Source organism: Streptomyces sp. YIM 130001 (genome assembly GCF_003574445.1).
Taxonomy (GTDB): domain Bacteria; phylum Actinomycetota; class Actinomycetes; order Streptomycetales; family Streptomycetaceae; genus Streptomyces.
This window is the reverse complement of the sequence record NZ_KZ984553.1, coordinates 37,903-61,729: the sequence shown is the minus strand read 5'-3', so window position 1 is coordinate 61,729 and position 23,827 is coordinate 37,903. Positions and strand designations below refer to the sequence as shown.

General features: G+C 71.7%; 23 protein-coding genes. 8 read left to right on the top strand and 15 right to left on the bottom strand.

Going from position 1 to position 23,827, the window contains the following annotated elements; all coding sequences use genetic code 11:
• Positions 1 to 3: 3 nt before the first annotated feature.
• From DSC45_RS12205 to DSC45_RS12160, 10 genes are all read right to left on the bottom strand, one after another.
• Positions 4 to 1,122 (bottom strand): ABC transporter substrate-binding protein, encoded by a 1,119-nt coding sequence (locus tag DSC45_RS12205; RefSeq protein WP_240434595.1) that lies wholly within the window; start codon positions 1,120 to 1,122, stop codon positions 4 to 6.
• Positions 1,123 to 1,350: 228 nt separating this feature from the next.
• Positions 1,351 to 2,703, bottom strand: coding sequence for a sulfate adenylyltransferase subunit 1 (locus tag DSC45_RS12200; RefSeq protein ID WP_119290085.1), 1,353 nt, complete (start codon positions 2,701 to 2,703; stop codon positions 1,351 to 1,353).
• Positions 2,704 to 3,642 (bottom strand): sulfate adenylyltransferase subunit CysD, encoded by a 939-nt coding sequence (cysD, locus tag DSC45_RS12195; RefSeq protein WP_119290084.1) that lies wholly within the window; start codon positions 3,640 to 3,642, stop codon positions 2,704 to 2,706.
• Positions 3,639 to 4,196 (bottom strand): adenylyl-sulfate kinase, encoded by a 558-nt coding sequence (gene cysC / locus DSC45_RS12190; protein ID WP_205571310.1) that lies wholly within the window; start codon positions 4,194 to 4,196, stop codon positions 3,639 to 3,641. The genes cysD and cysC overlap by 4 nt, the downstream gene beginning before the upstream one ends.
• Complete coding sequence (locus DSC45_RS12185; protein WP_119290082.1) at positions 4,196 to 4,909, bottom strand: phosphoadenylyl-sulfate reductase; 714 nt, start codon at positions 4,907 to 4,909, stop codon at positions 4,196 to 4,198. The genes cysC and DSC45_RS12185 overlap by 1 nt, the downstream gene beginning before the upstream one ends.
• The gene (locus tag DSC45_RS12180) at positions 4,906 to 5,085 is read right to left on the bottom strand and encodes a hypothetical protein (protein WP_119290080.1); all 180 of its coding nucleotides are present in this window, start codon (positions 5,083 to 5,085) and stop codon (positions 4,906 to 4,908) included. The genes DSC45_RS12185 and DSC45_RS12180 overlap by 4 nt, the downstream gene beginning before the upstream one ends.
• Positions 5,082 to 6,776, bottom strand: a complete 1,695-nt coding sequence (locus DSC45_RS12175) for a nitrite/sulfite reductase (RefSeq protein ID WP_119290078.1) — start codon at positions 6,774 to 6,776, stop codon at positions 5,082 to 5,084. The genes DSC45_RS12180 and DSC45_RS12175 overlap by 4 nt, the downstream gene beginning before the upstream one ends.
• A 630-nt stretch (positions 6,777 to 7,406) precedes the next feature.
• Positions 7,407 to 7,973: a GNAT family N-acetyltransferase gene (locus DSC45_RS12170; protein WP_119290076.1), complete on the bottom strand. Its 567-nt coding sequence runs from the start codon at positions 7,971 to 7,973 to the stop codon at positions 7,407 to 7,409.
• Positions 7,974 to 8,069: 96 nt separating this feature from the next.
• A complete protein-coding gene (locus DSC45_RS12165) occupies positions 8,070 to 9,365 on the bottom strand; it encodes a GAF domain-containing protein (RefSeq protein ID WP_119290074.1) in 1,296 nt (431 codons plus the stop codon).
• A 255-nt stretch (positions 9,366 to 9,620) separates the two neighbouring features.
• Entirely contained in the window at positions 9,621 to 11,255 is a 1,635-nt protein-coding gene (locus DSC45_RS12160) for an acyl-CoA dehydrogenase family protein (protein WP_119290073.1), read from the bottom strand.
• A gap of 17 nt (positions 11,256 to 11,272) precedes the next feature.
• On the opposite strand from DSC45_RS12160, the gene DSC45_RS12155 reads away from it, so the two are divergent.
• Genes DSC45_RS12155 through DSC45_RS12145 form a run of 3 tightly spaced genes read left to right on the top strand, consistent with a single transcriptional unit; the run spans position 11,273 to position 14,192 of the window.
• Positions 11,273 to 12,514 carry a YihY/virulence factor BrkB family protein gene (locus tag DSC45_RS12155; RefSeq protein ID WP_119290071.1) on the top strand — a complete coding sequence of 414 codons (1,242 nt, stop codon included), beginning with the start codon at positions 11,273 to 11,275 and terminating at the stop codon, positions 12,512 to 12,514.
• A gap of 31 nt (positions 12,515 to 12,545) precedes the next feature.
• Positions 12,546 to 13,481, top strand: a complete 936-nt coding sequence (locus tag DSC45_RS12150; RefSeq protein ID WP_119290069.1) for an AraC family transcriptional regulator — start codon at positions 12,546 to 12,548, stop codon at positions 13,479 to 13,481.
• Between the two features lie 9 nt (positions 13,482 to 13,490).
• Positions 13,491 to 14,192, top strand: coding sequence for a helix-turn-helix domain-containing protein (locus tag DSC45_RS12145; protein ID WP_119290067.1), 702 nt, complete (start codon positions 13,491 to 13,493; stop codon positions 14,190 to 14,192).
• A 35-nt stretch (positions 14,193 to 14,227) separates the two neighbouring features.
• Here DSC45_RS12145 and DSC45_RS12140 read toward each other — a convergent pair whose 3' ends face one another.
• Complete coding sequence (locus DSC45_RS12140; RefSeq protein WP_119290065.1) at positions 14,228 to 14,623, bottom strand: VOC family protein; 396 nt, start codon at positions 14,621 to 14,623, stop codon at positions 14,228 to 14,230.
• A 131-nt stretch (positions 14,624 to 14,754) separates the two neighbouring features.
• Between DSC45_RS12140 and DSC45_RS12135 the strand changes: the two genes are divergently transcribed.
• Positions 14,755 to 15,522 (top strand): 4'-phosphopantetheinyl transferase family protein, encoded by a 768-nt coding sequence (locus DSC45_RS12135; RefSeq protein ID WP_119290063.1) that lies wholly within the window; start codon positions 14,755 to 14,757, stop codon positions 15,520 to 15,522.
• 147 nt (positions 15,523 to 15,669) lie between these two features.
• Complete coding sequence (locus DSC45_RS12130) at positions 15,670 to 16,092, top strand: NUDIX hydrolase (RefSeq protein WP_119290061.1); 423 nt, start codon at positions 15,670 to 15,672, stop codon at positions 16,090 to 16,092.
• Positions 16,093 to 16,110: 18 nt separating this feature from the next.
• Here DSC45_RS12130 and DSC45_RS12125 read toward each other — a convergent pair whose 3' ends face one another.
• On the bottom strand, positions 16,111 to 16,860 hold the full coding sequence (locus tag DSC45_RS12125; RefSeq protein ID WP_119290059.1) for a hypothetical protein: 750 nt from the start codon (positions 16,858 to 16,860) through the stop codon (positions 16,111 to 16,113).
• Positions 16,861 to 16,902: 42 nt separating this feature from the next.
• Positions 16,903 to 18,327: a prenyltransferase/squalene oxidase repeat-containing protein gene (locus DSC45_RS12120; protein ID WP_119290057.1), complete on the bottom strand. Its 1,425-nt coding sequence runs from the start codon at positions 18,325 to 18,327 to the stop codon at positions 16,903 to 16,905.
• Between the two features lie 178 nt (positions 18,328 to 18,505).
• Between DSC45_RS12120 and DSC45_RS12115 the strand changes: the two genes are divergently transcribed.
• On the top strand, positions 18,506 to 18,997 hold the full coding sequence (locus DSC45_RS12115) for a zinc ribbon domain-containing protein (protein ID WP_119290055.1): 492 nt from the start codon (positions 18,506 to 18,508) through the stop codon (positions 18,995 to 18,997).
• Between the two features lie 37 nt (positions 18,998 to 19,034).
• Here DSC45_RS12115 and DSC45_RS12110 read toward each other — a convergent pair whose 3' ends face one another.
• Positions 19,035 to 20,546: a bifunctional phosphatase PAP2/diacylglycerol kinase family protein gene (locus tag DSC45_RS12110; protein WP_119290053.1), complete on the bottom strand. Its 1,512-nt coding sequence runs from the start codon at positions 20,544 to 20,546 to the stop codon at positions 19,035 to 19,037.
• A 28-nt stretch (positions 20,547 to 20,574) separates the two neighbouring features.
• On the bottom strand, positions 20,575 to 20,994 hold the full coding sequence (locus DSC45_RS12105) for an STAS domain-containing protein (protein ID WP_119290051.1): 420 nt from the start codon (positions 20,992 to 20,994) through the stop codon (positions 20,575 to 20,577).
• Positions 20,995 to 21,191: 197 nt separating this feature from the next.
• Here DSC45_RS12105 and DSC45_RS12100 point away from each other — a divergent pair, with 197 nt between their 5' ends.
• Both DSC45_RS12100 and rsgA read left to right on the top strand, forming a co-directional pair.
• Positions 21,192 to 22,247: a PP2C family protein-serine/threonine phosphatase gene (locus DSC45_RS12100; protein ID WP_119290049.1), complete on the top strand. Its 1,056-nt coding sequence runs from the start codon at positions 21,192 to 21,194 to the stop codon at positions 22,245 to 22,247.
• A 346-nt stretch (positions 22,248 to 22,593) separates the two neighbouring features.
• A complete protein-coding gene (rsgA, locus tag DSC45_RS12095) occupies positions 22,594 to 23,670 on the top strand; it encodes a ribosome small subunit-dependent GTPase A (protein ID WP_119290533.1) in 1,077 nt (358 codons plus the stop codon).
• The last annotated feature ends 157 nt before the right edge of the window (positions 23,671 to 23,827 follow it).

Sequence of the window (23,827 nt, the reverse complement as noted above, 5' to 3'; positions counted from 1 at the left end):
CGGTTACTTGGCGCCGAGACCGGCGTCGTCGACGGTCGGCTCGCCCTCTGCCTTCAGGACCTTGTTCAGCGGACGCAGATCGTAGATGCCCTCGAGCAGCGGGTCCTCCAGCAGACCTGCCTTGACGGCGTGGTCGGCCTGGTCGCGCAGGGTCGAGGCCAGCGGGTCGTTCAGCGTCTCGACGTTCTTGAACGCGGGGTCGAGCACCTCGGCGGGCAGCGCCTGGCCGGAGTCCTTCTTGAGCCGGGCGTTGACCGCGGCTTTGGCGTCCTCGGGGTTGTCGGCGATCCACGCGTTGGTCTTCACCGTGCCGCGCAGCAGCGCCTCGACGGCCTTCGGGTGCTCCTTGAGGAACTGCTGGCGGACGATCAGGTTCGTGATGACGAACTTGCCGTCCTTCCACAGCTTCTTCTCGTCGAGCAGTACCTTGCCGCCGCCCGAGACCAGCTTGGAGGCGGTCGGCTCGGGCACCCAGGCGCCGTCGAGGGAACCGGACTCGAGGGACGCCGGGATCTCCTTGTTGTCCTGCCGGACCACGGTCACATCGCCCTTGCCCGTGTTCGCGTCGACCTTGAGGCCCTTCTCCGACAGGTAGTTGAGCAGCGCCACGTCCTGGGTGTTGCCGAGCTGCGGGGTGGCGATCCGCTTGCCCTTGAGGTCGGCCAGGGACTTGACCTTCTTGGGGTTCACGACCAGGGAGACGCCGCCGGATCCGGAGCCGGCGATGATGCGCAGGTTCTGGCCCTTGGACTTGGTGTAGCCGTTGATCGAGGGCGACGGGCCGATCCAGGTGACGTCCACGGACTTGGCGTTGAGCGCCTCGATCGCGGACGGACCGGCGTTGAAGGTCTGGGTCTTGATCTTCGTGCCGCCCAGTTCCTTCTGGAAGAGGCCTTCCTGAAGGCCCGCGAGCGCGGTGGAGTGGGTGACGTTGGGGAAGTAGCCGACGTTGATCTCGTCGAGACCGTCGACCTTCTTGCCCTCGGCGGCCACCTTCTCCTTGTCGTCCGAGCCTTCGGATCCGTACCCGCACGCGGTGGCGGTCAGGGCGAGCACGGGCAGGGCGGCGGCCAAGGCGACAGTGCGGCGCAGGGTGGTACGGGTGGAACGGTGGGCAGACACGGGAGGCAATCCCCTCGTAGGCCCGGCGCTCACGTCCCGTTCGGTTACGGGTACGTGGCCGGGGAAACGGCAGGTCTTCGTCGGTACGGGTGGTGGGGGGTGAGGGCGCGCGAGCGGTGCGCGTACGTCATCACACACATCGCGCGACACCCCCGGTCCCTGCGCCGAGCTGGCCGCTGCCTACCCGGCCGCCCTCCTTCGCGAAGGTCGCGAACACATCGATGGTCATCAGAAGTCCCAGCCCTCGTCGTCCGGTTCGGGAGCAGAGGAGTCGCCGTCGCCGTCGGACGGGGCGAAGGCCTCGCCGGCCATGCCCGCGGTCAGCGTCGTGCCGTCCGCCGGGTCGATCAGCAGGAACGAGCCGGTGCGCCGCGAATGCGCGTAGTCGTCGAGGGCAAGCGGCTCGGCGGTGCGCACCCGCACCCGGCCGATGTCGTTGGCCACCAGGCTGCCCGGATCCGGGTGCTGGGACAGGTCGTCGAGGGTCAGCCGCGAGGGGATCTCCTTGACGATGGCCTTGACCGTGCGCGTGGTGTGCTTGAGCAGCACCCGCTGGCCGACGGTGAGGGGCCGGTCCGCGACGTGGCACACGGTCGCCTCGATGTCCTGGCCCACCGCGGGGACGTCGCCGGCCGGCACGATCAGATCGCCGCGCGGGATGTCGATGTCGTCCTCGAGCAGCAGCGTCACCGACTGCGGGGTCCAGGCCACGTCGACGGGCGTACCGAGCAGGTCGATCCCGACGACCTTGGAGGTCTTCCCGGAGGGCAGTACGGCCACCTGCTCGCCGACCCGGAAGCTGCCCGCCGCGATCTGGCCCGCATAACCCCGGTAGTCGGGGTGCTCGGCGCTCTGCGGCCGAATCACGTACTGCACGGGGAAGCGGGCGTGGCAGTCGGCCAGGTCGTGGCTGACCGGCACGGTCTCCAGGTGCTCGAGGACGGTCGGGCCGCCGTACCAGTCCATGTTCGCCGACGGCTCCACCACGTTGTCCCCGGCCAGAGCGGAGATCGGGACGGTGGTGACCTCGGGGACGCCGAGGTCCAGGGCGTAGGCGGTGAACTCCTCGGCGATCTTCGCGAAGACCGGCTCCGCGTAGTCGACGAGGTCCATCTTGTTGACCGCGAGGACGACGTGCGGGACGCGCAGCAGTGCCGCGAGGGCGGCGTGCCGGCGGGTCTGCTCGACGACACCGTTGCGCGCGTCGACCAGGATCACCGTCAGTTCGGCGGTGGAGGCGCCGGTGACCATGTTCCGGGTGTACTGCACATGGCCGGGGGTGTCGGCGAGGATGAACCGGCGGCGGGGTGTGGCGAAGTAGCGGTACGCCACGTCGATCGTGATGCCCTGCTCCCGCTCGGCCCGCAGCCCGTCCGTGAGCAACGCCAGGTCGGGCGTCTCCTGGCCGCGGCCGAGCGAGACCCGCTCGACGGCCTCGAGCTGGTCGGTGAGCACCGACTTCGAGTCGTGCAGGAGCCGCCCCACCAGAGTGGACTTGCCGTCGTCGACGGACCCCGCAGTGGCGAACCGCAGCAGTGTGGTCGCCGACAGGTCGGCCAACTGGCCGCTGATGGTGGTCATTTAGAAGTACCCCTCGCGCTTGCGGTCTTCCATCGCGGCCTCGGAGAGCTTGTCGTCGGCCCGGGTGGCGCCGCGCTCGGTGAGCCGGGAGGCGGCGATCTCGGTGATCACGGCTTCCAGCGTGGTGGCGTCCGAGTCGACGGCACCGGTGCAGGACATGTCGCCGACGGTGCGGTAGCGGACCTGCCGCCTGACCACCGGCTCGTCCTCGCGCGGTCCGCCCCACTCGCCGGCGGTCAGCCACATGCCGGAACGCTGGAACACGTCCCGCTCATGGGCGAAGTAGATCCCCGGGAGTTCGATCTCCTCACGGGCGATGTACTGCCACACGTCCAGTTCGGTCCAGTTGGACAGCGGGAAGACCCGTACGTGTTCGCCCGGTGCGTGCCGGCCGTTGTACAGCTGCCACAGCTCGGGGCGCTGGCGGCGCGGGTCCCACTGGGAGAACTCGTCACGCAGCGAGAAGACCCGCTCCTTGGCGCGCGCCTTCTCCTCGTCGCGCCGTCCGCCGCCGAAGACCGCGTCGAACCTCTCCTGCTGGATCTTCTCGGTCAGCGGCACGGTCTGCAGCGGGTTGCGGGTCCCGTCGGGCCGTTCACGCAGCGCACCGCGGTCGATGTAGTCCTGCACCGAGGCCACGTGCAGGCGCAGCCCGTGCCGGGCCACCACCCGGTCGCGGTACTCGAGGACCTCGGGGAAGTTGTGCCCGGTGTCCACATGCAGCAGCGAGAACGGCACCGTCGCCGGCGCGAAGGCCTTGAGCGCCAGATGCAGCATGAGGATCGAATCCTTGCCGCCGGAGAACAGGATCACCGGCCGCTCGAATTCCCCCGCCACCTCACGGAAGATGTGCACCGCCTCGGACTCGAGCGCGTCGAGGTGCGACAGGGCGTACGGACTGTCGGTGCCCTCGCCAAGCACCGTGGCACTCGTGGTCATGCCAGACCCCTCTCACCGAGCAGCGCGTGCAGCGCGGCCGCGGACTCCTGTACGGACTGCTGGTGCGCCTCGATCCGCAGATCGGGCGACTCGGGCTCCTCGTACGGGTCGTCGACACCGGTCAGACCGGAGATCTCACCCGCGGCCTGCTTGGCGTACAGGCCCTTCACGTCACGCTCGCTGCACACCTCGACCGGAGTGGCGATGTGCACCTCGACGTATCCGGTGCCCTCGCGCTGGTGCCGCTTGCGCACGGCCTCGCGGCTGTCGGCGTACGGCGCGATCACCGGGACCAGGACCTTCACGCCCTGGCTCGCGAGGAGTTCGGCGACGAAGCCGATGCGCTGCACATTGGTGTCCCGGTCCTCGCGGGTGAAGCCGAGACCGGCCGAGAGGAACTCCCGGATCTCGTCGCCGTCGAGTACCTCCACGCGATGTCCGGCCTCGCGCAGCCGGTCCGCCGCCACATGGGCGAGGGTGGTCTTGCCGGCGCTCGGCAGTCCCGTGAGCCAGATCGTGGCACCGGTCACGTACGTGTCTCCCAGAGTTGTCATCAGCCGTGCAGCCCGCATTCCGTCTTCGAGCTTCCGGCCCAGCGGCCGGCGCGGGCGTCCTCGCCCTCGAGGACCCGGCGGGTGCAGGGGGCGCAGCCGATGGAGGGGTAGCCGTCTTCCAGAAGGGGGTTGGTCAGGACGCCGTGTTCGGCGACGTAGGCATCCACGTCCCGCTGTGTCCAGCGGGCGATCGGGGCGATCTTGACCTTGCGGCGCTTCTCGTCCCAGCCGACCACCGGGGTGTTCGCCCGGGTCGGGGACTCGTCCCTGCGCAGGCCCGTCGCCCAGGCGTCGTAGCCGGTCAGGCCCTCTTCGAGCGGCTTGACCTTACGCAGTGCGCAGCACAGGTCGGGATCGCGGTCGTGCAACTGCGGGCCGTGCTCCGCGTCCTGTTCGGCGACGGACTGCCGCGGGGTCAGGGTGATCAGGTTGACGTCCATCACCGCGCCGACCGCATCGGCGGTGCCGAGCGTCTCGGGGAAGTGGTAGCCGGTGTCGAGGAACACCACATCCACTCCGGGGAACGCACGCGAGGCCAGATGAGCCACCACGGCGTCCTCCATCGAGGAGGTCACGCAGAAACGGCCGCCGAAGGTCTCGGCCGCCCACCGGAGGATCTCGAGCGGTGAGGCGTCCTCCAGATCGCGCCCCGCCTGCTCGGCGAGCGCCCGAGTCTCGGCCTCGGTACGTGCAGAGTTCTGAGCCACCGTCATATCTCGTCCCCTCCACTGTCGTTGCGCTGAACTCCACGGGCCAGCAGCCCGAGGAACTTCAGCTGGAAGGCCCGGTTGCAGGCTGCGCATTCCCAGGCGCCGTGCCCCGTCTCGTTCGGACGCAGGTCCTCGTCGCCGCAGTACGGGCAGTGGAAGGGCGCGGCACGCTCGCTCATGACAGGGCCTTGTCGTCGGCACGGGCGGTCCAGGAGGCGAACCGCTCGCCCTCCTCGCGCTCGGCCTCGAACCGCTTCAGGACGCGCTCGATGTAGTCCGGCAGTTCGTCGGCCGTGACCTTGAGCCCGCGGACCTTGCGGCCGAACCCGGCCTCGAGCCCCAGAGCTCCGCCGAGGTGGACCTGGTAGCCCTCGACCTGGTTGCCGTCGTCGTTCAGGACCAGTTGGCCCTTGAGACCGATGTCGGCGACCTGGATACGGGCGCAGGCGTTCGGGCAGCCGTTGATGTTGATGGTGATGGGCTCTTCGAACTGCGGGATGCGGCGCTCGAGTTCGTCGATCAGCCAGGAGCCGCGGGCCTTGGTCTCCACGATCGCGAGCTTGCAGAACTCGATGCCGGTGCAGGCCATCGTGCCGCGCCGGAACGGAGAGGGGCGGACCGTCAGATCCAGGGCCTCGAGCGCGGACACCAGCGAGTCGACCTGCTGCTCCTCGACGTCGAGCACGATCATCTTCTGCTCGGCGGTGGTACGCAGACGGCCCGATCCGTGCTCCGCCGCGGTTTCGGCGATCTTGGTGAGCGTGGCGCCGTCCACCCGGCCGACGCGCGGTGCGAAGCCCACGTAGAAGCGGCCGTCACGCTGCCGGTGCACGCCGACGTGGTCGCGCCAGCGCGATGCCGGCTCGGCGGGTGCGGGCCCGTCGATGAGCTCGCGCTTCAGGTACTCGTCCTGGAGGATCTGGCGGAACTTCTCCACGCCCCAGTCGGCGAGCAGGAACTTCAGCCGGGCACGGGTGCGCAGCCGCCGGTAGCCGTAGTCGCGGAAGATCGAGATGACTCCCTCGAAGACCTCCGGCACCTCGTCGAGCGGCACCCAGGCGCCGAGGCGCTGGCCCAGCTTCGGGTTGGTGGACAGGCCGCCACCGACCCAGACGTCGAATCCGGGCCCGTGCTCGGGGTGTTCGACGCCGACGAAGGCCACGTCGTTGATCTCGTGGGCGACGTCGAGCAGCGGCGAACCGGAGACGGCGGTCTTGAACTTGCGCGGCAGGTTCGAGAAGGCCGGATTGCCGATGAAGCGCCGGTTGATCTCGTCGATCGCCGGTGTGCCGTCGATGATCTCGTCCGCGGCGATTCCGGCGACCGGCGAGCCGAGGATGACGCGCGGGGTGTCGCCGCAGGCCTCGGTGGTGGAGAGCCCGACCTCTTCGAGCCGGCGCCAGATCTCCGGCACGTCCTCGATCCGGATCCAGTGGTACTGGATGTTCTGCCGGTCGGTGATGTCCGCCGTACCGCGGGCGAACTCCTCGGAGATCTGGCCGACGACCCGCAACTGCTCGGTGGTCAGCCGGCCGCCGTCGATGCGGACCCGCAGCATGAAGTACTTGTCGTCCAGCTCCTCGGGCTCGAGGACGGCCGTCTTGCCGCCGTCGATCCCGGGCTTGCGCTGGGTGTACAGGCCCCACCAGCGCATGCGCCCGCGCAGGTCGTTGGGGTCGATCGAGTCGAATCCGGACTTCGAGTAGATCGTCTCAATGCGTGTCCGCACATTGAGACCGTCGTCGTCCTTCTTGAACTGCTCGTTCCCGTTCAGCGGGGTGAAGTGCCCTACGGCCCACTGGCCCTCACCACGGTGACGGCTCGCCTTGCGGCGGGGCGTGACGGGCGGTTTCTCGGGTGTGGCGGGCATGGGTTACGTCCTTCAAGGCAGCAGGAAAGCGGCTCTGACCTGCGTATGCGGGCACGATCACGAGGCGAACGGTGGGCAGACGTACGCGCGCGTCGTTGCGCAGCGGGTCAGGGAGAAAAGACCATCGGCAGCCGGTGGTGGCGGGCGGCCGACGCAGTGGGGCTCTGAGCTGGAGAAGCAGGAGGTGCGGGCGGCGGGACAACTGACGGGGGCCGCGACGGGCCCGCTGGGTGCAGCGTCAGTTCGCCGGACAGATGGCGCTGAACACGCGTCCGAGGTCGACGTGACGTCGACTCACCAAGGCAATTCCGGCTCGAGACATGACGGAAGCGTGGCACGTGGGTCTTTGGGCAGTCCACCGTTGTCCGCGATGCGGACGGGTTGGTCTCGTTTGCTGGGACGGTGTGGGGGTGGTCACGCCTGGCAGGATGGTGGTTTGTGCGGCTATGCCTGGTTTATGGGCTCCCGGTCCCGCCTCATTCCGAGACTCCTGCCGGCGGGTCTCCCCAAGCGTCGGCGAGGCTTTGGAGAGCCGGAGAGCCGGAGAGCCGGAGAGCCGGAGAGCCGGAGAGCCGGAGAGCCGGAGGGGCTCGGGGCCGACCCGTTCTGTGCCGGCCCCTGGAAAGAGCGTCAGCCGGTGGCTCCCGGCCACGGGCCCGGTGTGGTCACGTCCGGCTCCTCCTCCGTCTTCGTCTCGAAGAGGCGGAAGCCGCGGCGCTCGTAATTGGGCCTCGCGTGCGGGCCGTCCTTGCTGCACGTGTGCAGCCACACGCGCTTCGTCGGAGCGCGTCCCGGCCAGCGTTCCGCCAGGTCCCAGGCGCGCGCCGTGCCGTACGAGAGGAGATGGCCGCCGATGCGGCGGCCGCGGAACGCCGGGATCAGGCCGAAGTAGACCACCTCCACGACCCCCTCCTCGCGGCCGGCCAGCTCCAGGTATCCGGCCGGAGTCCCCTTCTCGTACGCCACCCACGTCTCGACACCCGGACGCTCCAGTTCGGCGCTCCAGTCCGCGTAGGACAGCGCGAGCCGGTCGGTCCAGCGGATGTCCCCGCCCACCGCGGTGTACAGAAAGCGGCTGAACTCGGGCGACGGGACCTCCGCGCGCACGACACGGACGTCCCCCGGCGGCACGGCCGCCGGAACGAGGTCGTCGGGGGAGGTCTGCTCGAGGGACCAGGTGGTCACAGTGATGCTCATACGGTCAGCGAACCACGGCCCGTACGTCCACGACAAAGCCCCACGAGACGGTCCCGTACCCGCTCATCAGGGACTCCGGCTCACCGCGACTCCCGCTCACCGCGGGGACCCTCCGCCCGCACGGGCCCGGACCACCGCCGGCGCCGTCGAGTGCGGCAGCAGCGCCGCCGGATCGCCCGGCAGCACGACCTCGACCCGGGCATCCTCGTGGAACCGGTACGGCCGGTGCGCAAGGACACCCGCCAGATAGCGCCGCACCCGCGACAGCTCCGCGCGCACCGTCACCGCCCGGCTCGGATCACCGAACACATCCTCCGCGAGCCCCGCCGCCGTACGGCCCGAGGGATCCGCCGCCAGCAGGTACAGCAGCTCCGCGTGGCGCGGGGACAGCTCGTGCGTCCAGCTGCCGGACGCCCCCGAGACGGTGATCGTCCAGGTGCGCCGCGTGCCCAGGTCCAGGACGACCCGGGACGCTCCCGCGTGTGCCGACGACCCGGTGCCCAGCCTCAGCAGCCAGCCGCCGGGCAGCGGCTCGACGGCACACTCGCCCAGCCCTGGAACCGAGGTGTCGCCCGGGCCGAAGCCCTTGGGCAGCACTACCCGGTCGACCGGGGACATGCCGTGGACCGCCGCCGGCCAGCCGTTGGAGTCCACCACCAGGGCGCGTCCACCCGTCCGCGAGAGCAGCGGAACCGCCACCGTCCGCAGCCGGTCGAGGGCGGCCAGATGCCGGTTGCGCAGCTCGGCCTCGGCGAGCCGGGCCACGGAACGGACCAGGGCGAGCGTCGAGGGGTGCATCGTGTCGAACGGGCCGCTGACGTCGACCACACCGATCAGCCGGCCGTTGCGCGGGTCGGTGACCGGCGCCCCCGCGCAGGTCCACGCGTGGTGACTGCGCACGAAGTGCTCGGCCGAGAAGACCTGCACGGGCCTGCGGGCCACCAGGGGAGTGCCCACGCCATTGGTGCCGACGGTGGACTCCCGCCAGTCCGCGCCGAGTTCGAAGCCCAGTTCGTCGGCCTTGTGCAGCACGGTCGGATGACCCTCGCGCCACAGGACGCGCGCGTCCGCGTCGCCGACGACCATGATGTGGTGCGCCGCGTCCGCGATGGAGACCAGGCCCTCGCGCAGCACGGGCAGGATCTCCTGGAGCGTCGAGTTCCGCCGTCGCCGCTCCAGGTCCGCGAGTGACAACAGGCCCGCCCGTACGTCGTGTTCCGGATCGACGCCGCCGCGGAGCATCCGCCCCCAGGACTCCTCGATGACCGGCCGAGGCTCCACCGGTGGTGCCTCGCCGGACAGCGTCGCGGCGCGCACCCCCTGCAACAGCCTGGCGGCGCGCCGGGAGTCGACGGCCGCCAGCTTCGTCAGGTCGATCGTCGCGTTCGTCATCGGTCCCTCCCCGAAAGCCCGACCGGTGCGAGTCGACTCCATCGTCCCTCGTGGACGCCTCTTGTGGAGAGGAGTTGGCCGACCCGATGCAACTCTCTGCAACCCTCGCGCCGGTCGAGCAACTGACCGAAGGTGGTGGTTGCGCCGCTGTGCGGCGCTCATGTTCCTGTTCTACGGGGCCATGGGGGCGGGGGTGGTGCCGTGTCGGCGCAGCACCACCTCCGCGTCACACAGCGACGCCCCGCGCGGACCACTTCAGACCTCGGCGCGCGCCCGCGCGACGACCGCACCCAGATCCAGACTGTGCGGCAGCGTGCCGAACGCCGCGCCCCCGTCCCCGCCGAGCCGCGAGGCGCAGAAGGCGTCCGACACCTCGGACGGAGCGTGGCGCACCAGCAGCGACCCCTGCAGTACCAGGGCGATCCGCTCGACCACGCGGCGCGCCCGCGCCTCGATCCCGTCCAGATCGGCCAGTTCGGTCAGCAGGTCCTTGATCGCACGGTCCAGGCGGTGATCGGCGCCCCGGGTCCGCCCGACCTCCGCCAGGAACGCGTTCAGCGCGTCCGGTTCCCGCTGCAGCGCCCGCAGTACGTCGAGGGCCTGGACGTTCCCGGCGCCCTCCCAGATCGAGTTGAGCGGCGACTCGCGCAGCAGCCGAGGCATCACCGACTCCTCCACGTAGCCGTTCCCGCCCAGGCACTCGAGTGCCTCCACCGCGACCGGCGTACAGCGTTTGGTCACCCAGTACTTGGCGGCCGGCACCGCGAGCCGCAGGAAGGCCCGCTCGGCCTCGCCCCCGTCGTCGTACGCCGCGGCCAGCCGGAGTGCGAGCGTCGTCGCCGCCTCCGACTCCAGGGCCAGATCCGCGAGGACGTTCCGCATCAGCGGCTTGTCGATCAGCGGGCCGCCGAACGCACTGCGGTACGCGGTGTGGTGGACCGCCTGCGCCACCGCCTGCCGCATCAGCGCGGCCGAACCGAGCACACAGTCGAGGCGCGTCGCCGCCACCATCTCGATGATGGTCGGCACCCCGCGTCCCTCGTCTCCGACCCGGCGTGCCCAAGTCCCCGCGAACTCCACCTCGCTCGACGCGTTCGAGCGGTTGCCCAGCTTGTCCTTCAGTCGCTGGATGGCGAACGGGTTGCGCGTACCGTCCGGCAGGACCCGCGGCACCAGAAAGCAGGTCAGCCCCTCCGGTGCCTGCGCGAGCACCAGGAATCCGTCCGACATCGGCGCCGAACAGAACCATTTGTGGCCGGTGAGGCGGTAGGTGCCGGACTCGGCCAGGGGTTCGGCCCGTGTGGTGTTCGCGCGGACGTCACTGCCGCCCTGCTTCTCCGTCATGCCCATCCCGAAGAGAGCACCGGCCTTCTCGGCCGCGGGCCGCAGGCCCGGTTCGTACACCGTGGAGGTGAGCCGCGGCTCCCACTCGGCGGCGAGCTCCGCGTCCGCGCGCAGCGCCGGCACCGCAGCGTGCGTCATCGACACGGGGCAGCCGTGCCCCGCCTCCGCCTGAGTCCAGACCAGGAACCCGGCCGCCCGGCGCACATGACCGGACGGCCTGGTCCAGGCGGCGGTCAGACCCGATGACACAGCGGTGTCGAGGAGCCGGTGCCAGGACGGGTGGGATTCCACCTCGTCGATGCGGTGGCCGTAACGGTCGTGGGTGCGCAGCTGCGGCTCGTACCTGTTCGCCTGGACACCCCACTCGAGAGCCTCCGCGGAACCGGCCGTCGCGCCGAGCGAGGTCAGCTCCGCCCGTGCGGTGTCGGCCAGTTCGTCCGGCACATGGCGCACCACCGCCTCGGTGAGCGCCCGGTCGGCGGTGAACACGTTGTATCCCACCAGCGGCGGAGGCTGGTTGGTCACGGTGTGGGTGGGGACGGTCATGCCGCTACGGTAAGGAGGTGCACCAGGCAAAAGAAACTCCCGGGCCCGCCTCGGGCCGACTCCACCGCGCCCGCGCGCTCTACCGGAACGTCTCCAAACGCAGGACCGCCTGGTTGCTCCTCAAGGACACCGTCAACTCCTGTGTGGAATACCGGATTCTGGGCCTTGCGGCCGAAGCGGCCTTTTTCACCCTGTTGTCCGTACCGCCCCTGCTGCTGAGCCTCGCGGGACTCCTCGGCTACGTGGACGGGTGGACCGGAGCCGACACCATGCAGTCCGTCGAGGACAACATCCTCGAAGCGGCACGCACCGTGCTCTCGGACCGCGGCGTGCACGACATCGCCCAGCCGATCATCGACGACGTGATGAAGGGCGGCCGCCCCGACGTCATCTCGATCGGCTTCGTGATCGCCCTGTGGTCCGGCTCGCGGGCGGTGACGGTCTTCATCGACACCATCACCGTGATGTACGGGCTCGACGGAGTGCGCGGGATCGTCAGCACCCGGCTGCTCGCGTTCCTGCTCTTCGTCGTCGCGCTGCTGATCGGCTCCGTCGCGCTGCCGCTGATGGTGGCGGGCCCGGACGCCGTCCTCAAGGTCGTGCCGTGGAGCGAGAACGTCGTCCATTTCCTGTACTGGCCGGTCGTCGTACTGCTCGGCATCGTCTTCCTGACGACGCTCTACCACGTGTCGGTACCGGTGCGTTCGCCCTGGATCGAGGACGTGCCGGGCGCGCTCGTCGCCCTCGCCATGTGGATCCTCGGCAGCGCCCTGCTGCGCGTCTACCTCACCAGCACCGTGGAGGGTCCGACGATCTACGGCTCGCTCGCCGCCCCCGTCGCCGTCCTCCTGTGGATCGGCGTCTCGGCCTTCGCGGTCCTGGTCGGCGCGGCCGTCAACGCGGCGGTGGACCGGGTCTGGCCGTCCGTCACCACGGCCGCGGCGCGCGCCGCGAACGAGCGGGTGCGCGAGGCGCGCGCCGCCGAGGTCGTCGCCCGTGCGGCCGCGGCCCGGGCCGCCATCGAGGACCCGGAGGACCCGGACATGCCGTCCGAATTCCCGGAGCGCTGGGCCCAGTTCCTGCCGCCGGACGACGTCACCTCCCGGCTCCGCACCCACCCGAAGCGCAACGGCACGACCCCGCCCTCGCCCGGTCCGGCGCCCGCCGCGCCGGAGAGCCACCCGCCCGTGCAGCAGCCGCCGGGCCCCGCGGAGCCGCCCCCGCCCGGCAAGCCGGAAGATCCACCCGGGAGCAGGTGAACCGGCCCCCGCCGCTGGCTACCCTCACCCCATGGACGCACTCGCAGGACTCCTCGACGGGCCGCGCGCCCGCGGCGCCTTCCTGATCCGCGCCTGCTTCGACCCGCCCTGGGCCGTACGCATCGAGGACCGGGCACCCCTGTCGGTGATGGCCATGACCCAGGGCGACGCCTGGCTCGTGCCGGACTCCGGTGAGCCGCTCCACCTGCGCCCGGGCGACATCGCGATCGCCCGCGGCCCCGACCCGTACACCTGCGCGGACTCCCCGGAGACCGCTCCCGGCGCCGTCATCCACCCCGGTGGCCGGTGCGCGGCGCCGGACGGCCGGGAGATGCCGGACTACATAGACCTCGGTACTCGTACCTGGGGCGGCCGGGCGGACGGCGACGCGGTCATGCTCGTCGGGACGTACCAGATGCGCGGTGAGATCAGCGACCGGCTGCTCGGCGCGCTGCCGCCGCTCCTCGTCCTCGCCCGTGAGGACTGGGACGGCCTGATCGTGCCGCTGCTCGACCAGGAGATCGTGCGGGACGAACCCGGCCAGGAGGTCGTCCTCGACCGGCTGCTCGACCTGCTCCTCATCGCCGTGCTGCGCACCTGGTTCTCGCGGCCGGAGGCCGACCCGCCCGCCTGGTACGCGGCGCTCGGCGACCCGGTCGTCGGACGGGCGCTACGCCTCCTGCACGACGATCCCGCGCACCCGTGGACGGTCGCCTCGCTCGCGGCGAAGGCGGGTGTCTCGCGGGCGGCACTCGCCCGCCGCTTCGGCGAACTGGTCGGTGAGCCGCCCATGGCGTACCTGACCGCCTGGCGCCTCGCGCTCGCCGCCGACCGGTTGCGCGACACCGACCTCACGGTCGGCGCGATCGCGGGACAGGTCGGCTACGGCAGCGCGTTCGCCCTGTCCAGCGCCTTCAAGCGGGCCTACGGAGTCAGCCCGCAACAGCACCGGGCCGGCGCGGCGTAGCCTCGAACCGTGTACCAGGAACGCGCATCGCGGCACGAGGGCGCAGTCGTCTGGAGCCGGACCTCCCGGCGCGCGCACGAGCCGACCTACCCCGTACTGCCGGACGGCTGCATGGACCTGCTGTGGATGCACGGCCGGCTGTACGTGGCGGGGCCCGACGTCACCGCCCACACACCTGGGGCGGCGGGCGGGGACGGCACCGTGGCCGGCCTCCGCTTCGCTCCCGGCACCGCGTACTCGGTGCTCGGGGTGCCGGCGCGGGAACTGCGGGACCGCCGGGTGGAGCTGGCCGACCTCTGGCCGGCCGCCGAGGTGCGCGGACTCGCCGCCCGGGTGGCGGCGGCCGAGGACGCGGCCACCGCGCTCGAATCGGTCGCCCTGGAGCGGGCCGCGGACTCCGCCCCGGCCGATCCGCTGCCCCGCCTGGTCGCCGGGCAACTGCAGGCCGGGCACGGGGTCGCGGCGACCGCGGACGCGCTCGGGGTCGGTGCCCGACGGCTGCACCGCAGCTCGCTGGACGCCTTCGGATACGGCCCGAAGACGCTGGCCCGCATCCTGCGTCTGCAGCGGGCCCTCGCCCTGGCCCGTACCGGAACCTCGTTCGCCGAGACCGCGGCCGCGGCCGGATTCGCCGACCAGGCACACATGTCTCGTGACGTGCGGGACCTGGCCGGGATGCCACTGCGCCGGCTGCTCGACCTCGAGCCGTAGGCGACGGTCTCACCGGGCCAGGAGAAGGCCGGGCGTCAGCCGGCGAGCGGTGCGAACAGGTCCACCGTCTGGCCGTCGGGGTCCTCGATCTGGGCATAGCGCTGGCCCCAGCCCGCGTCCCACGGCTCGGCCGCCCCCTTGTAGCCGGCGTCCGTCAACTCGCTGTATGTGGCGTCCACTTGGGCCGGGCTCTCGCACTTGAAGGCGAAGCCGGCACGGCCGTGGGCCGAGCGCGGTACGAAATCGGGGGCGAACGAGCGGATGGCGGCCTCGGAGTCCAGCATGAAGCGGAGACCACCCGGCATCGGGGCCTCCGCATGCCCCTCGGTCTCCGAGCCCTCGGGGAAGTCCAGGCCGAGCCGGCGGTAGAAGGCGACGGAGGCCGCCATATCGCTGACGACCAGGGACAATGCGTCAATTCGTGGAGTCATACGGCGAGCGTAGGAGACGGTGCGAGGCGTCGTCTTGAACGTTTCGGACAGGCCACCCGTGCGGATCAGCGCGGCCGGGCGGTGATCGGGCCGGCCCCGCGCCGGCCGCCTCGCGTGGCACGCTGAGCACCATGACGGCGACACGACATCAGCCCTCTCCACGGAACCAGGGGGCACCGGAGGCCGCACAGTCCGCGGCTCCGGCGCAGGACGGCACGCCGTGGCGCGTCTGCCCGGGACGGCACGCGGACGGCGACGCGACGCCGGGCGACGGCGGGACGCCGGAACTCTGGCTGGTTCGCGTCGGACACCCCGCGGACGAGGACCTGGCGGTCCTGGACACGGCGGAGCGGGAGCGGGCGACGGCAATGCGCCGTCCGCAGGACCGCGACCTCTACATCACGGCGCACACCGCCCTGCGCAGAGTGCTGGGCCGCCGTCTGGACACGGCTCCCGCCGAGCTGGCCTTCGTGCGGGAGCCCTGTCCGCACTGCGACGGACCCCACGGCCGCCCCGCGCTGTCCGGCGTGCCCGTCCACTTCTCCCTCTCCCACGCCGGCCGCCACGCCCTGATCGCCGTGAGCGACCGCCCTGTCGGTGTCGACATCGAGCTGGTCCCGGAGCCCGCTCTGGTGACCGACGTCGCCCGCGCGCTGCACCCGAGCGAGCGGGACCAACTGGCGATGCTCGGACCGGAGTCCGCCCCCGACGCCTTCGCCCGCTGCTGGGCGCGTAAGGAGGCCGTCCTCAAGGGGACCGGCGAGGGACTCGGCGGCGGAGGCGTCGCCACCCTCCTGGTCGGCACCGGCGGCGAACCGCACCCCGTGCCCGGCTGGACGCTCGCCGACATCCCTGAAGTGCCTGCCGGGTACGCCGCCGCGTACGCCGTGCGGGACTGAGCCTCCGGCGCCTCGCACGCCGGATACGGACGGTCGTACGACCCTCCGCACAACCGTGCCCGAGCCGTTCAACCATCCCGGTCGGTGGCCCTCGAAAGGGAGTTGCCAACAGGTGCCGGGCCGTGCGCCACGCGCTACCGTGACGGCATGGATATCCCGGGCGAGAACCGACTGGCCGCCGCCGTCGTCGTGCACCGCGGTCGCGTCCTGCTGGTGCGGCGCAGCGAGACCGAGCGCTTCCTGCCCGGTGTCTGGGGCGTGCCCTGCGGCAAGCTCGACCTCGGTGAGCGCTCCGAGCACGCCGTGCTGCGCGAGCTGCGGGAGGAGACCGCGCTGCTCGGGCGGGTGGTGCGCAAGGTGGGCGAGTCGTCCTTCGTCAGTGAGTACCAGGGGCGCGAGATCAAGAACTACCAGGACAATTTCCTGGTCGAGCCGCTGACCTTCGACGTCCGGCTCCCGCACCGCGACCAGGCCTTCGACTGGCGGGAACCGTCCGCACTCGACGGCGTACGCATCGACGACTACAACCTCGACGTGGTCCGCCAGGCGCTGAACTCGGTCGGCAGCTGAACGCCGCGTGCCGCCGCTTCACCCTTCGACCAGCCGCGCCAGCGCGGTGAGTTCGGACAGATAGTCCTCAACCGGCAGCGGGTGCTTGGCCGTTGCCGTCTCGCGCCGCCCCGGCCCGGAGAACACGTCGGTGTGCGGGCGTCGGTGGGTCCCGGCCTCCAGGAACAACGTCACCGTCGGCTCGTCGGCCGAGCACCAGGCACGGTGCAGGGCGTGCGGCGCGAGCGCGTACCCGCTGCCCGCCGCGTACCGCGCGACATGGGTGAGCCGCAGCTGCGCCCGCCCCCGCTCGGCGAGCAGCCAGTCGCCGCCCTCGGCGAGGGACTCCTGGTAGCGCACGGTCGTGAGGCCGCCGTCGGACCCCGTGCCGGCCGGCGGCTCCGTGGTCCCGTCCGTCTCCTCGTACAGCTCCATCCCGAGGCTGCCGCGCACCACCTGGGACGCCAGCGCCGAACGGTGGTTGTGGATGTCCTCGGGGGCGCCGCGCCGGCCGCGCGGGTGCCAGACGTGGGCCCGCAGCATGTGCTGCGGGCCGCCGTCGAACAGCAGGAGCTTGTCGAAGCCGAGCACATGCCGGTACGAGAGGCGGGCGCAGCCGGCCGGATCACCCGCCCCCGCCGCCAGTTCCCGCAGGAGCGCCACGAGCCGGGCCGGCGCGCCCAGTCGGGCGACGGCGTCGTGGGCCGCACCCGGCAGTTCCGCTGCGGGCCGCCCGTCCAGCGCTCCGGTGAGAAGTTGCCGTGCCTCTCGGACCTGCCGTCCACCCATGCACCCTCCAGGTCGCGCACCACGAGCCGCCCGTCCTCGGTCTCAGACGTGCGGCTGATACATCCATAGGGCATGGGTGCGCAGCGCCGAAAGGCCTTGATAGGTCATCCACATGGGATGGCCGAGATCGTCCCCGTCGCCCTCCCAGGTCCAGACGCCGTCCGTCTGCTGGCGCCACACCGCGGCGGCCGCACCCGCCGTCAGTTCCCGCCACTCGCGCTCCAGGCCGTCCTCGGCCGCGGTCCGTGCCGAGCCGGTGGTCAGCAGTGCCCGCAGCACCCAGGAAGCGGTGAAGTGCCGTACGGGCAGGACCTCGTGGTGACTGAGGTCCGACAGGCTCGGGCGGCGGACCACCTCGTGCACGTTCCGCAGGTCGGGGCAGCCGTCGTGCAGGGGGCCCGGGCAGGCGAGCAGCCAGCGGATGCCTTCGCGGCGGGCGTCGCGCACGTGCGGGGTCTCGCCGAGGACGGCGGCTGCCCGGTCGAGTGCGAGGACGGCCTGCGCGGTGTGCACGGGCGACGGCAGCACCGGCCGGCCCACCACGGGCGAGAACCGCGGGCCCCAGCACCGCTGATGCTGCCGCAGCGGATCCGCGAACGCGGCGTCGACCAGCGCCTCCCGCAACTGCGGCAGCGCCGCCGACTCCGGTGCGGCGCGCAGCAGACCCCGCAGCACCGTGGTCACCACGTGGGTCATCTCGAGCCCGGACGGCTCGAGTTCACGGGTGAGACGTGACACGCAGTACTCGGCCTCGTCGGCGACCCGGACGGGATCCGCGCCCGCACGGGCCAGCGCGCCGAGGACCAGCGCGGTCACCTCGGGGCGGGGAACGGAACCCTGCGAACGGGCGGCCCAGCCGCCGTCCGCAAGCCGCAACCGCCAGAGTGTGTCGACAAGTTCGCCGGTGCGTATACGGCCGTCCGGCAGCCCCAGATCCAGCACCGTGTGCAGTCCGTACGCCGTGCCCACCGAAGTCGGGCGCAGCGGGGTGGTCGGCTCGTCGAGGCCGTGCGGCCAGCCGGTCAGTCGGCCCGCCTGCGGGTCGTCGGTCTCGGTGAGCCCGGTGACCAGGGTCGCGTACGTCTCCCGGGCCAGCTCGGTGAACGCTCCCGGGCCCAACTCACCTGGCCCTGCGGGGAGTTGACCCGGTGCAGGACGCGGCGATGGCAGGCCCGGTGCGGGCGTCGCGGCCCGGGCGCGCAGTAGTGCGGTCGACAGCCACACCGCGCCGGCGGTGGCACAACCGGCCACCGTGGCAAGGGCGTAGCGCGCGGTGTCCGGTGAGATGCCGTCCGGCAGCACGCCCACCAGCGACTGGAACACCGCGTATCCGGCGGCCAGGCAGCCGAATCCGCCGAGCCAGCGGACGAACCGGGTGGGCGCGGCGGGCCGCCCGCCCGCGGGGTCGCCGGGGCCTCGGTTCGGGGGTGGGCGCAACGGGCCGCGCCCCAGGCGTTGTTGTGACACAGCGTGCCCCCTTCCCGTTCCAGGGCGAACAGATGAGTCGTGGGTGAGTCGTGGATGTCTCCAGTCTAGTCCTGAGTGGTGACAGAGCGTGCTGCCCGAGTCACGCAAACCTTCGGCGGCTGTGGATCACCGCCCCGGTAGGCTCGATTCGTCCGTCTCGTGTGTTCCTGGAGGCCCCATGTCCCCGACCCCCGCCGCCAAGGTGCTGGCCGTGCTCGACGACTGTCTGGCGCCGTTGCCCGCGGACCGGCAGGGAGCGGTGTGGCGGCTCGCCGAGCAGGGACGCGGCCTCGACGCCAACCTGGTACGGCTCAACCCCGGCGCCACGGTGGGTGAACACAGCGACGACGTACTCGACGTCCTGCTCGTCGTACTCGAAGGAAGCGGCACCCTCGGCAGCACCGAGGGGACCGAGGAGCTGCGTCCGCACACCGTCGCCTGGCTCCCGCGCGGATCGCGTCGCCGGCTGCAGGCGGGCGACGAAGGCCTGGTCTACCTGACGGCGCACCGACGGCGCGAGGGTCTGCAGATCGGCGGCACGGTCACCGCCGCGGCGAGCGAGGGAGGCGAAGCGGCCTGCCTGCTCGACCGCGTCTGCCCCGAGTGCGGCCGCCTGGCCACCGAACGTGACGCCCGCTTCTGCGTCCGGTGCGGCACCGAACTGCCCTGAGTGCGCCGCCGGGACTCGTCCGGCGCCCCTCCATGCCTCAGACCGGCCGGTACACCGTCAGGGCCTCCGGCAGCTTGTCGAGCACGAACGAATCGGGTGCCGCGACCACTTCACCGTCGTACGCCATGTCCGCATCGGTTGGGAGCCCGGACACCACAAGCCGTTCGGGCCGGGCGGCCGCGTAGAACGGACTGCGGCCGAGGCCACCCGCGAGCGCGGCTCCGAAGAGCCGGGTCCTGGCGAACGGACCGCCGTGCGCGATCCGCACGTCCAGCAGTCCGTCGGCCAGGTCGTGCCGGCGCACCGGCGCGATGCCGATACTGCGGTACGTCCCGTTGCCCGCGAAGAGCATCCACAGCGAACGCCGCCGGCCGTTCACCTCGGCCCGCAGCGGACGGGCCGTGCGCAACACATGACCCACTCCGAACAGCGTCGCGAGCGGACCGCCGATGCGCGGCGACCACTTCTCGCGCAGCCGCACCAGCTCCGGATACACGCCCAGACTGAAGGTGTTGAGGAAGTAGACGGGCTCGGCGGCTCCCGTCCTGCCGCCCGGACCCGGCAGCGCCGTGATCCGCCCGACATCCGCCCGCACCGCGCTGCCCTCGGTCACCGCCGCGCAGACCTCCGCGAGGGTGTCCACGCCCAGGTCCGCGGCGAAGTGGTTGAACGTGCCTCCGGGCATCACCACCAGCGGCACCCCGTAGGCGAGGGCCGGTGCCACTGCCGCGTTGACCGTGCCGTCCCCGCCGAGCACGCCGAGCGCGCCGCCCTGCCGCGCCGCCTCGGCCGCCTCCGTCTCCAGAACCTGCGGCAGCGGCCCCGCGTCCGAGTCGTAGAGGATCAGCTCGGCCTGCGGCAGCTCGGTGCGCAACTGCCGTACCGGATCGACGACATGGGGCTGCGCCCCGGACGAAGGGTTGACGACGATGCGCAGACCCTCGCCCTTCGGCAGCGCCGGGGCGTCCGTCCGGGGACGTGCGGGCGGCGGCAGTTGGGAGCGCGACGGCACCAGGCCACGCACCGCGAGCGCAGCCCCGATGCCGAGTCCCGCGCCCACCAGGACGTCACTGGGGTAGTGCACCCCCGTGTAGATCCGGGAGAACGCCACCGAGGCGGCGACCGGCGCGAGAACCGCGCCCCACTCGCGCGACTCCAGGGCGGCCCCGGCGGTGAACGCCGCCGCCGATGCCGCGTGCCCCGAAGGGAAGGAGCTGGTCACCGGCTGGCGCGGCAGATGCCGCATCACCGGCACCGTGGCCAGAACCGGACGGTTCCTGCGCACCGCGCTCTTGGCGAGGGTGTTCACCGTCAACGAGGCGACCGCGAGGGAGGCGGCGCCGCGCACGGCCGCGCGCCGACTGCGCGCCCCGCCGAAGGCCCACATACCCGCCGCGAGGCCGACCCACAGTCCTCCGTGATTCGCCGCGCGGCTCAGTCGTGGCAGTACTGGTTCCGCGCCCGGCCACGATCGCGTGGCCACCTGCCGGAACACGCCGTGGTCCACGCCACGCAGTATCCGGCGCAGCGGCCGGCTCTTGTCGTCCATGCGCCCTGTCTACACCGAACCCGACGGATCAGCGCGCCGCCCCCGGAGATTGGGCCGGTTCCGCCGGCGGCCAGGCAGGACGCTGGGATTCGGGGAGCGTGTTCAGGGCCTGTCCGACCGTCGTGTACGAGGGCAGCAGGTCCGTACTGCCGGTCTGCTCGAGCAGTTCGTTGAGCCGTCGGCCCGAACCGGCGAGCAGCAGCCGCCCGTCCCGGCGGCCGAGCAGCCAGTGCATCGCGAGCAGGCAGTTCAGACCCCGGGAGTCGCAGAACACCAAGGCTGTCACATCCAGCACCAGGAACCGGTGCCCGGCCTCCACCGACGCCCCAAGCGTCGTCAGGAAGAAGTCCTCGCAGGACTGGTCGAGTTCACCGCTCACCCGCAACACCGCGCTGTCTTCGCAACCTGCGAGTTCGGTGATGGTCAGGCGGTGGATCTGTGTCGACATCGCACCTCCATCCGGCCATCGTACGGAACTCCGGACCACGCACGGCCCGCAATCACGGGCTTGCGGTTCGGTAACAGTGCCCGGCGTCCGATGCTTCAGCTGTGAAAGTTTTGCATAGGGTAAGGCTTCGAGTGGTTGCGGTGAACAGGCGCCGGTCCGCGCCCTGTACACCGCCTGTCCGGGGGTGGGAGTGAGCAGTGGCGGAGCAGACACCACGGCGCATCAGCATCCTGGACGTTCTGCCTTTCGCCGTGATGGCCGTGGTCGCCGCGGTCGACCTCAGTGAGGGACCCGGCGTCGGCGTCATGCCCCTGGTGTCACTCGGTCCCGCCTTCTCCGGTCTGGTCGGCGGCTGGCGGCGCACCGCCGTCGTCGGGGGGATCGCGCTGCTGCTGTGCAGCGCACTCGGCCTGTACAACGGCCTGTTCGACGATCGCCGCGGATTCACCGCACTCGTCTCCGTGGCCGGAGTCACCGCCGCGGGACTGCTCGCCGCGGTGATGCGCCAGCGCCGGGAGTCGGAGCTCGCGAGCGTGCGTTCCATCGCCGAGGTGGCCCAGCGAGTGCTCCTGCGCCCGGTGCCGCGGCGGGCCGGTCACCTGCGTGCCGCCGTCTCCTACACCTCCGCCGTCGCCGAGGCGCGGATCGGTGGCGATCTCTACGAGGTGGTGGCCTCGCCCGGCGGCGTACGCGTCATCGTCGGCGATGTGCAGGGCAAGGGGCTCGACGCGGTGGAGACCGCGGCCCTGGTGCTCGGCGCCTTCCGCGAGGCCGCGCACGACGAGGCCGATCTGCCGAGCGTCGGTGCCCGGCTCGAGCGCGTGGCCGACCGGGAGCTGCAGGGCGAGAAGTTCGTCACCGCCGTACTCGCCGAGGTGCGCGACGGACATTTCGTGACGCTCCTCAACTACGGCCATCCCGCACCGGTGGTGATCGGTCCGGACGGCACCGCACGCTTCGCCGAGCCGCCCCGCTACGCCCTGCCGCTCGGCCTCGGCGTGCACGGCACCGAGGCGCCGGAGCCCTACGCGGTCGGCTTCGCCCCGGGCGAGCAACTGCTGCTGTACACCGATGGTGTGTCCGAGGCGCGCGACGCGAACCGCAGCTTCTATCCGCTCGCCGACCGCCTGGACCTGCTCAAGGACCCGGACCCGGAGGCGGCGCTCGAACGGCTCCGCGAGGACCTCGTCGAGCACGTCCAGGGCCCGCTGCACGACGACGCCGCGATGCTCCTGCTGCGCTACCAGGACTGACCGCGCCCGACACGGACCCCCGCCTGCGGCCCCGTCGGAAAAAGAGTTGGCGCCCCACGAGCGGGCGCGGCTATGGTCGGCTCGTTCCATCCGGCGGCCATCGGGGCCCGCCGGGACGAGCCGTGCAGAACCAGGAGGTGTGACTGATGACTGTCGTCGCCGCGGGGATCGCCCGCACTCAGCAGACCATCACCGCAAGCTCCGTGGTCGCCGGCTGACCCACTCTTCACGTAGCACCGCCCTTCACACCGGGGCGCAGCCGGGCCACCCCTGAGAAGGGCCCGCTTTGAATCTCCCGTCCGATTCCTCGGCATCCCATGCCTCCACCCGCGCGGCCGCTCCGGCCGTGCCCGACCCGCTGACCTCCTACGGCTGGGACGACGCCTGGGCCGCCGCTTTCGCTCCGTACGCCGAGCAGGGCCTGGTCCCCGGCCGCGTCCTGCGCGTCGACCGCGGTTTGTGCGACGTACACACGGCCGACGGCGTCATCCGTGCCGACACCGCACTCGTCACCCCGCACGATCCGCTCCGCGTCATCTGCACCGGCGACTGGGCCGCCGTCGACCCCTACGGCGACCCTCCGCTCGTACGGACGTATCTGCCGCGGCGCACCGCATTCGTCCGCAACACCAGCTCCAAGCGCTCCGAGGGGCAGATCCTCGCGGCCAACGTCGACTTCGCGATCGTCGCGATCTCTCTCGCCCTGGAACTCGATCTCGGGCGTATCGAACGCTTCCTGGCACTCGCCTGGGAGTCGGGGGCGCAGCCCCTCGTCGTCCTGACCAAGGCCGACCTGGTGGAGGATCCGGTCACGCTCGCGCATCTCGTGCAGGACGTCGAGACCTCGGCACCGGGCGTCCAGGTGCTGCCCGTCTGTGCGACCTCGGGCGAGGGCACCGAAGTGCTCGCGGCGGTGGTCGCCGACGGCACCAGCGTGCTGCTCGGTCAGTCGGGCGCCGGCAAGTCCACGCTGGCCAACGCCCTGCTCGGCGAGGACGTGATGGACGTCCAGGAGGCCCGTGACGTCGACGGCAAGGGGCGTCACACCACGACCACCCGCAACCTGCTCGCCCTGCCCGGCGGGGGAGTCCTCATCGACACCCCGGGGCTGCGCGGCGTGGGCCTCTGGGACGCCGGGAACGGCGTCGGTCAGGTCTTCGCCGAGATCGAGGCGCTGGCCGAGGACTGCCGCTTCCACGACTGCGCCCACGGGGCGGAGCCGGGCTGCGCGGTGCTCGGCGCGGTGGCCGACGGCACGCTGCCGGAGCGCAGGCTCGACAGCTACCGCAAGCTGCTGCGCGAGAACGAACGCATCATCGCCAAGACGGACGCCCGACTACGCGCCGGGATCCGCCGCGAATGGCGCCTCAAGCAGGCGCAGGGACGGGCCGCGATGGAGGCCAAGCGCGGCCGCGTCCGCTAGGGCCTGTCGTCCCGGGCCGCTCCCGCAGGGCTCATCGAGAACTTCCGGGTGCGGGGCCTTCGAAGGCCCCGCACCCGGGGGCCAGGTGCCTGGCCGGGCACCGGGAGAGGGCTCGTCGGCCGGCTGTGGCGGCCTGTCCGACGAGCCCTTTCCGGCG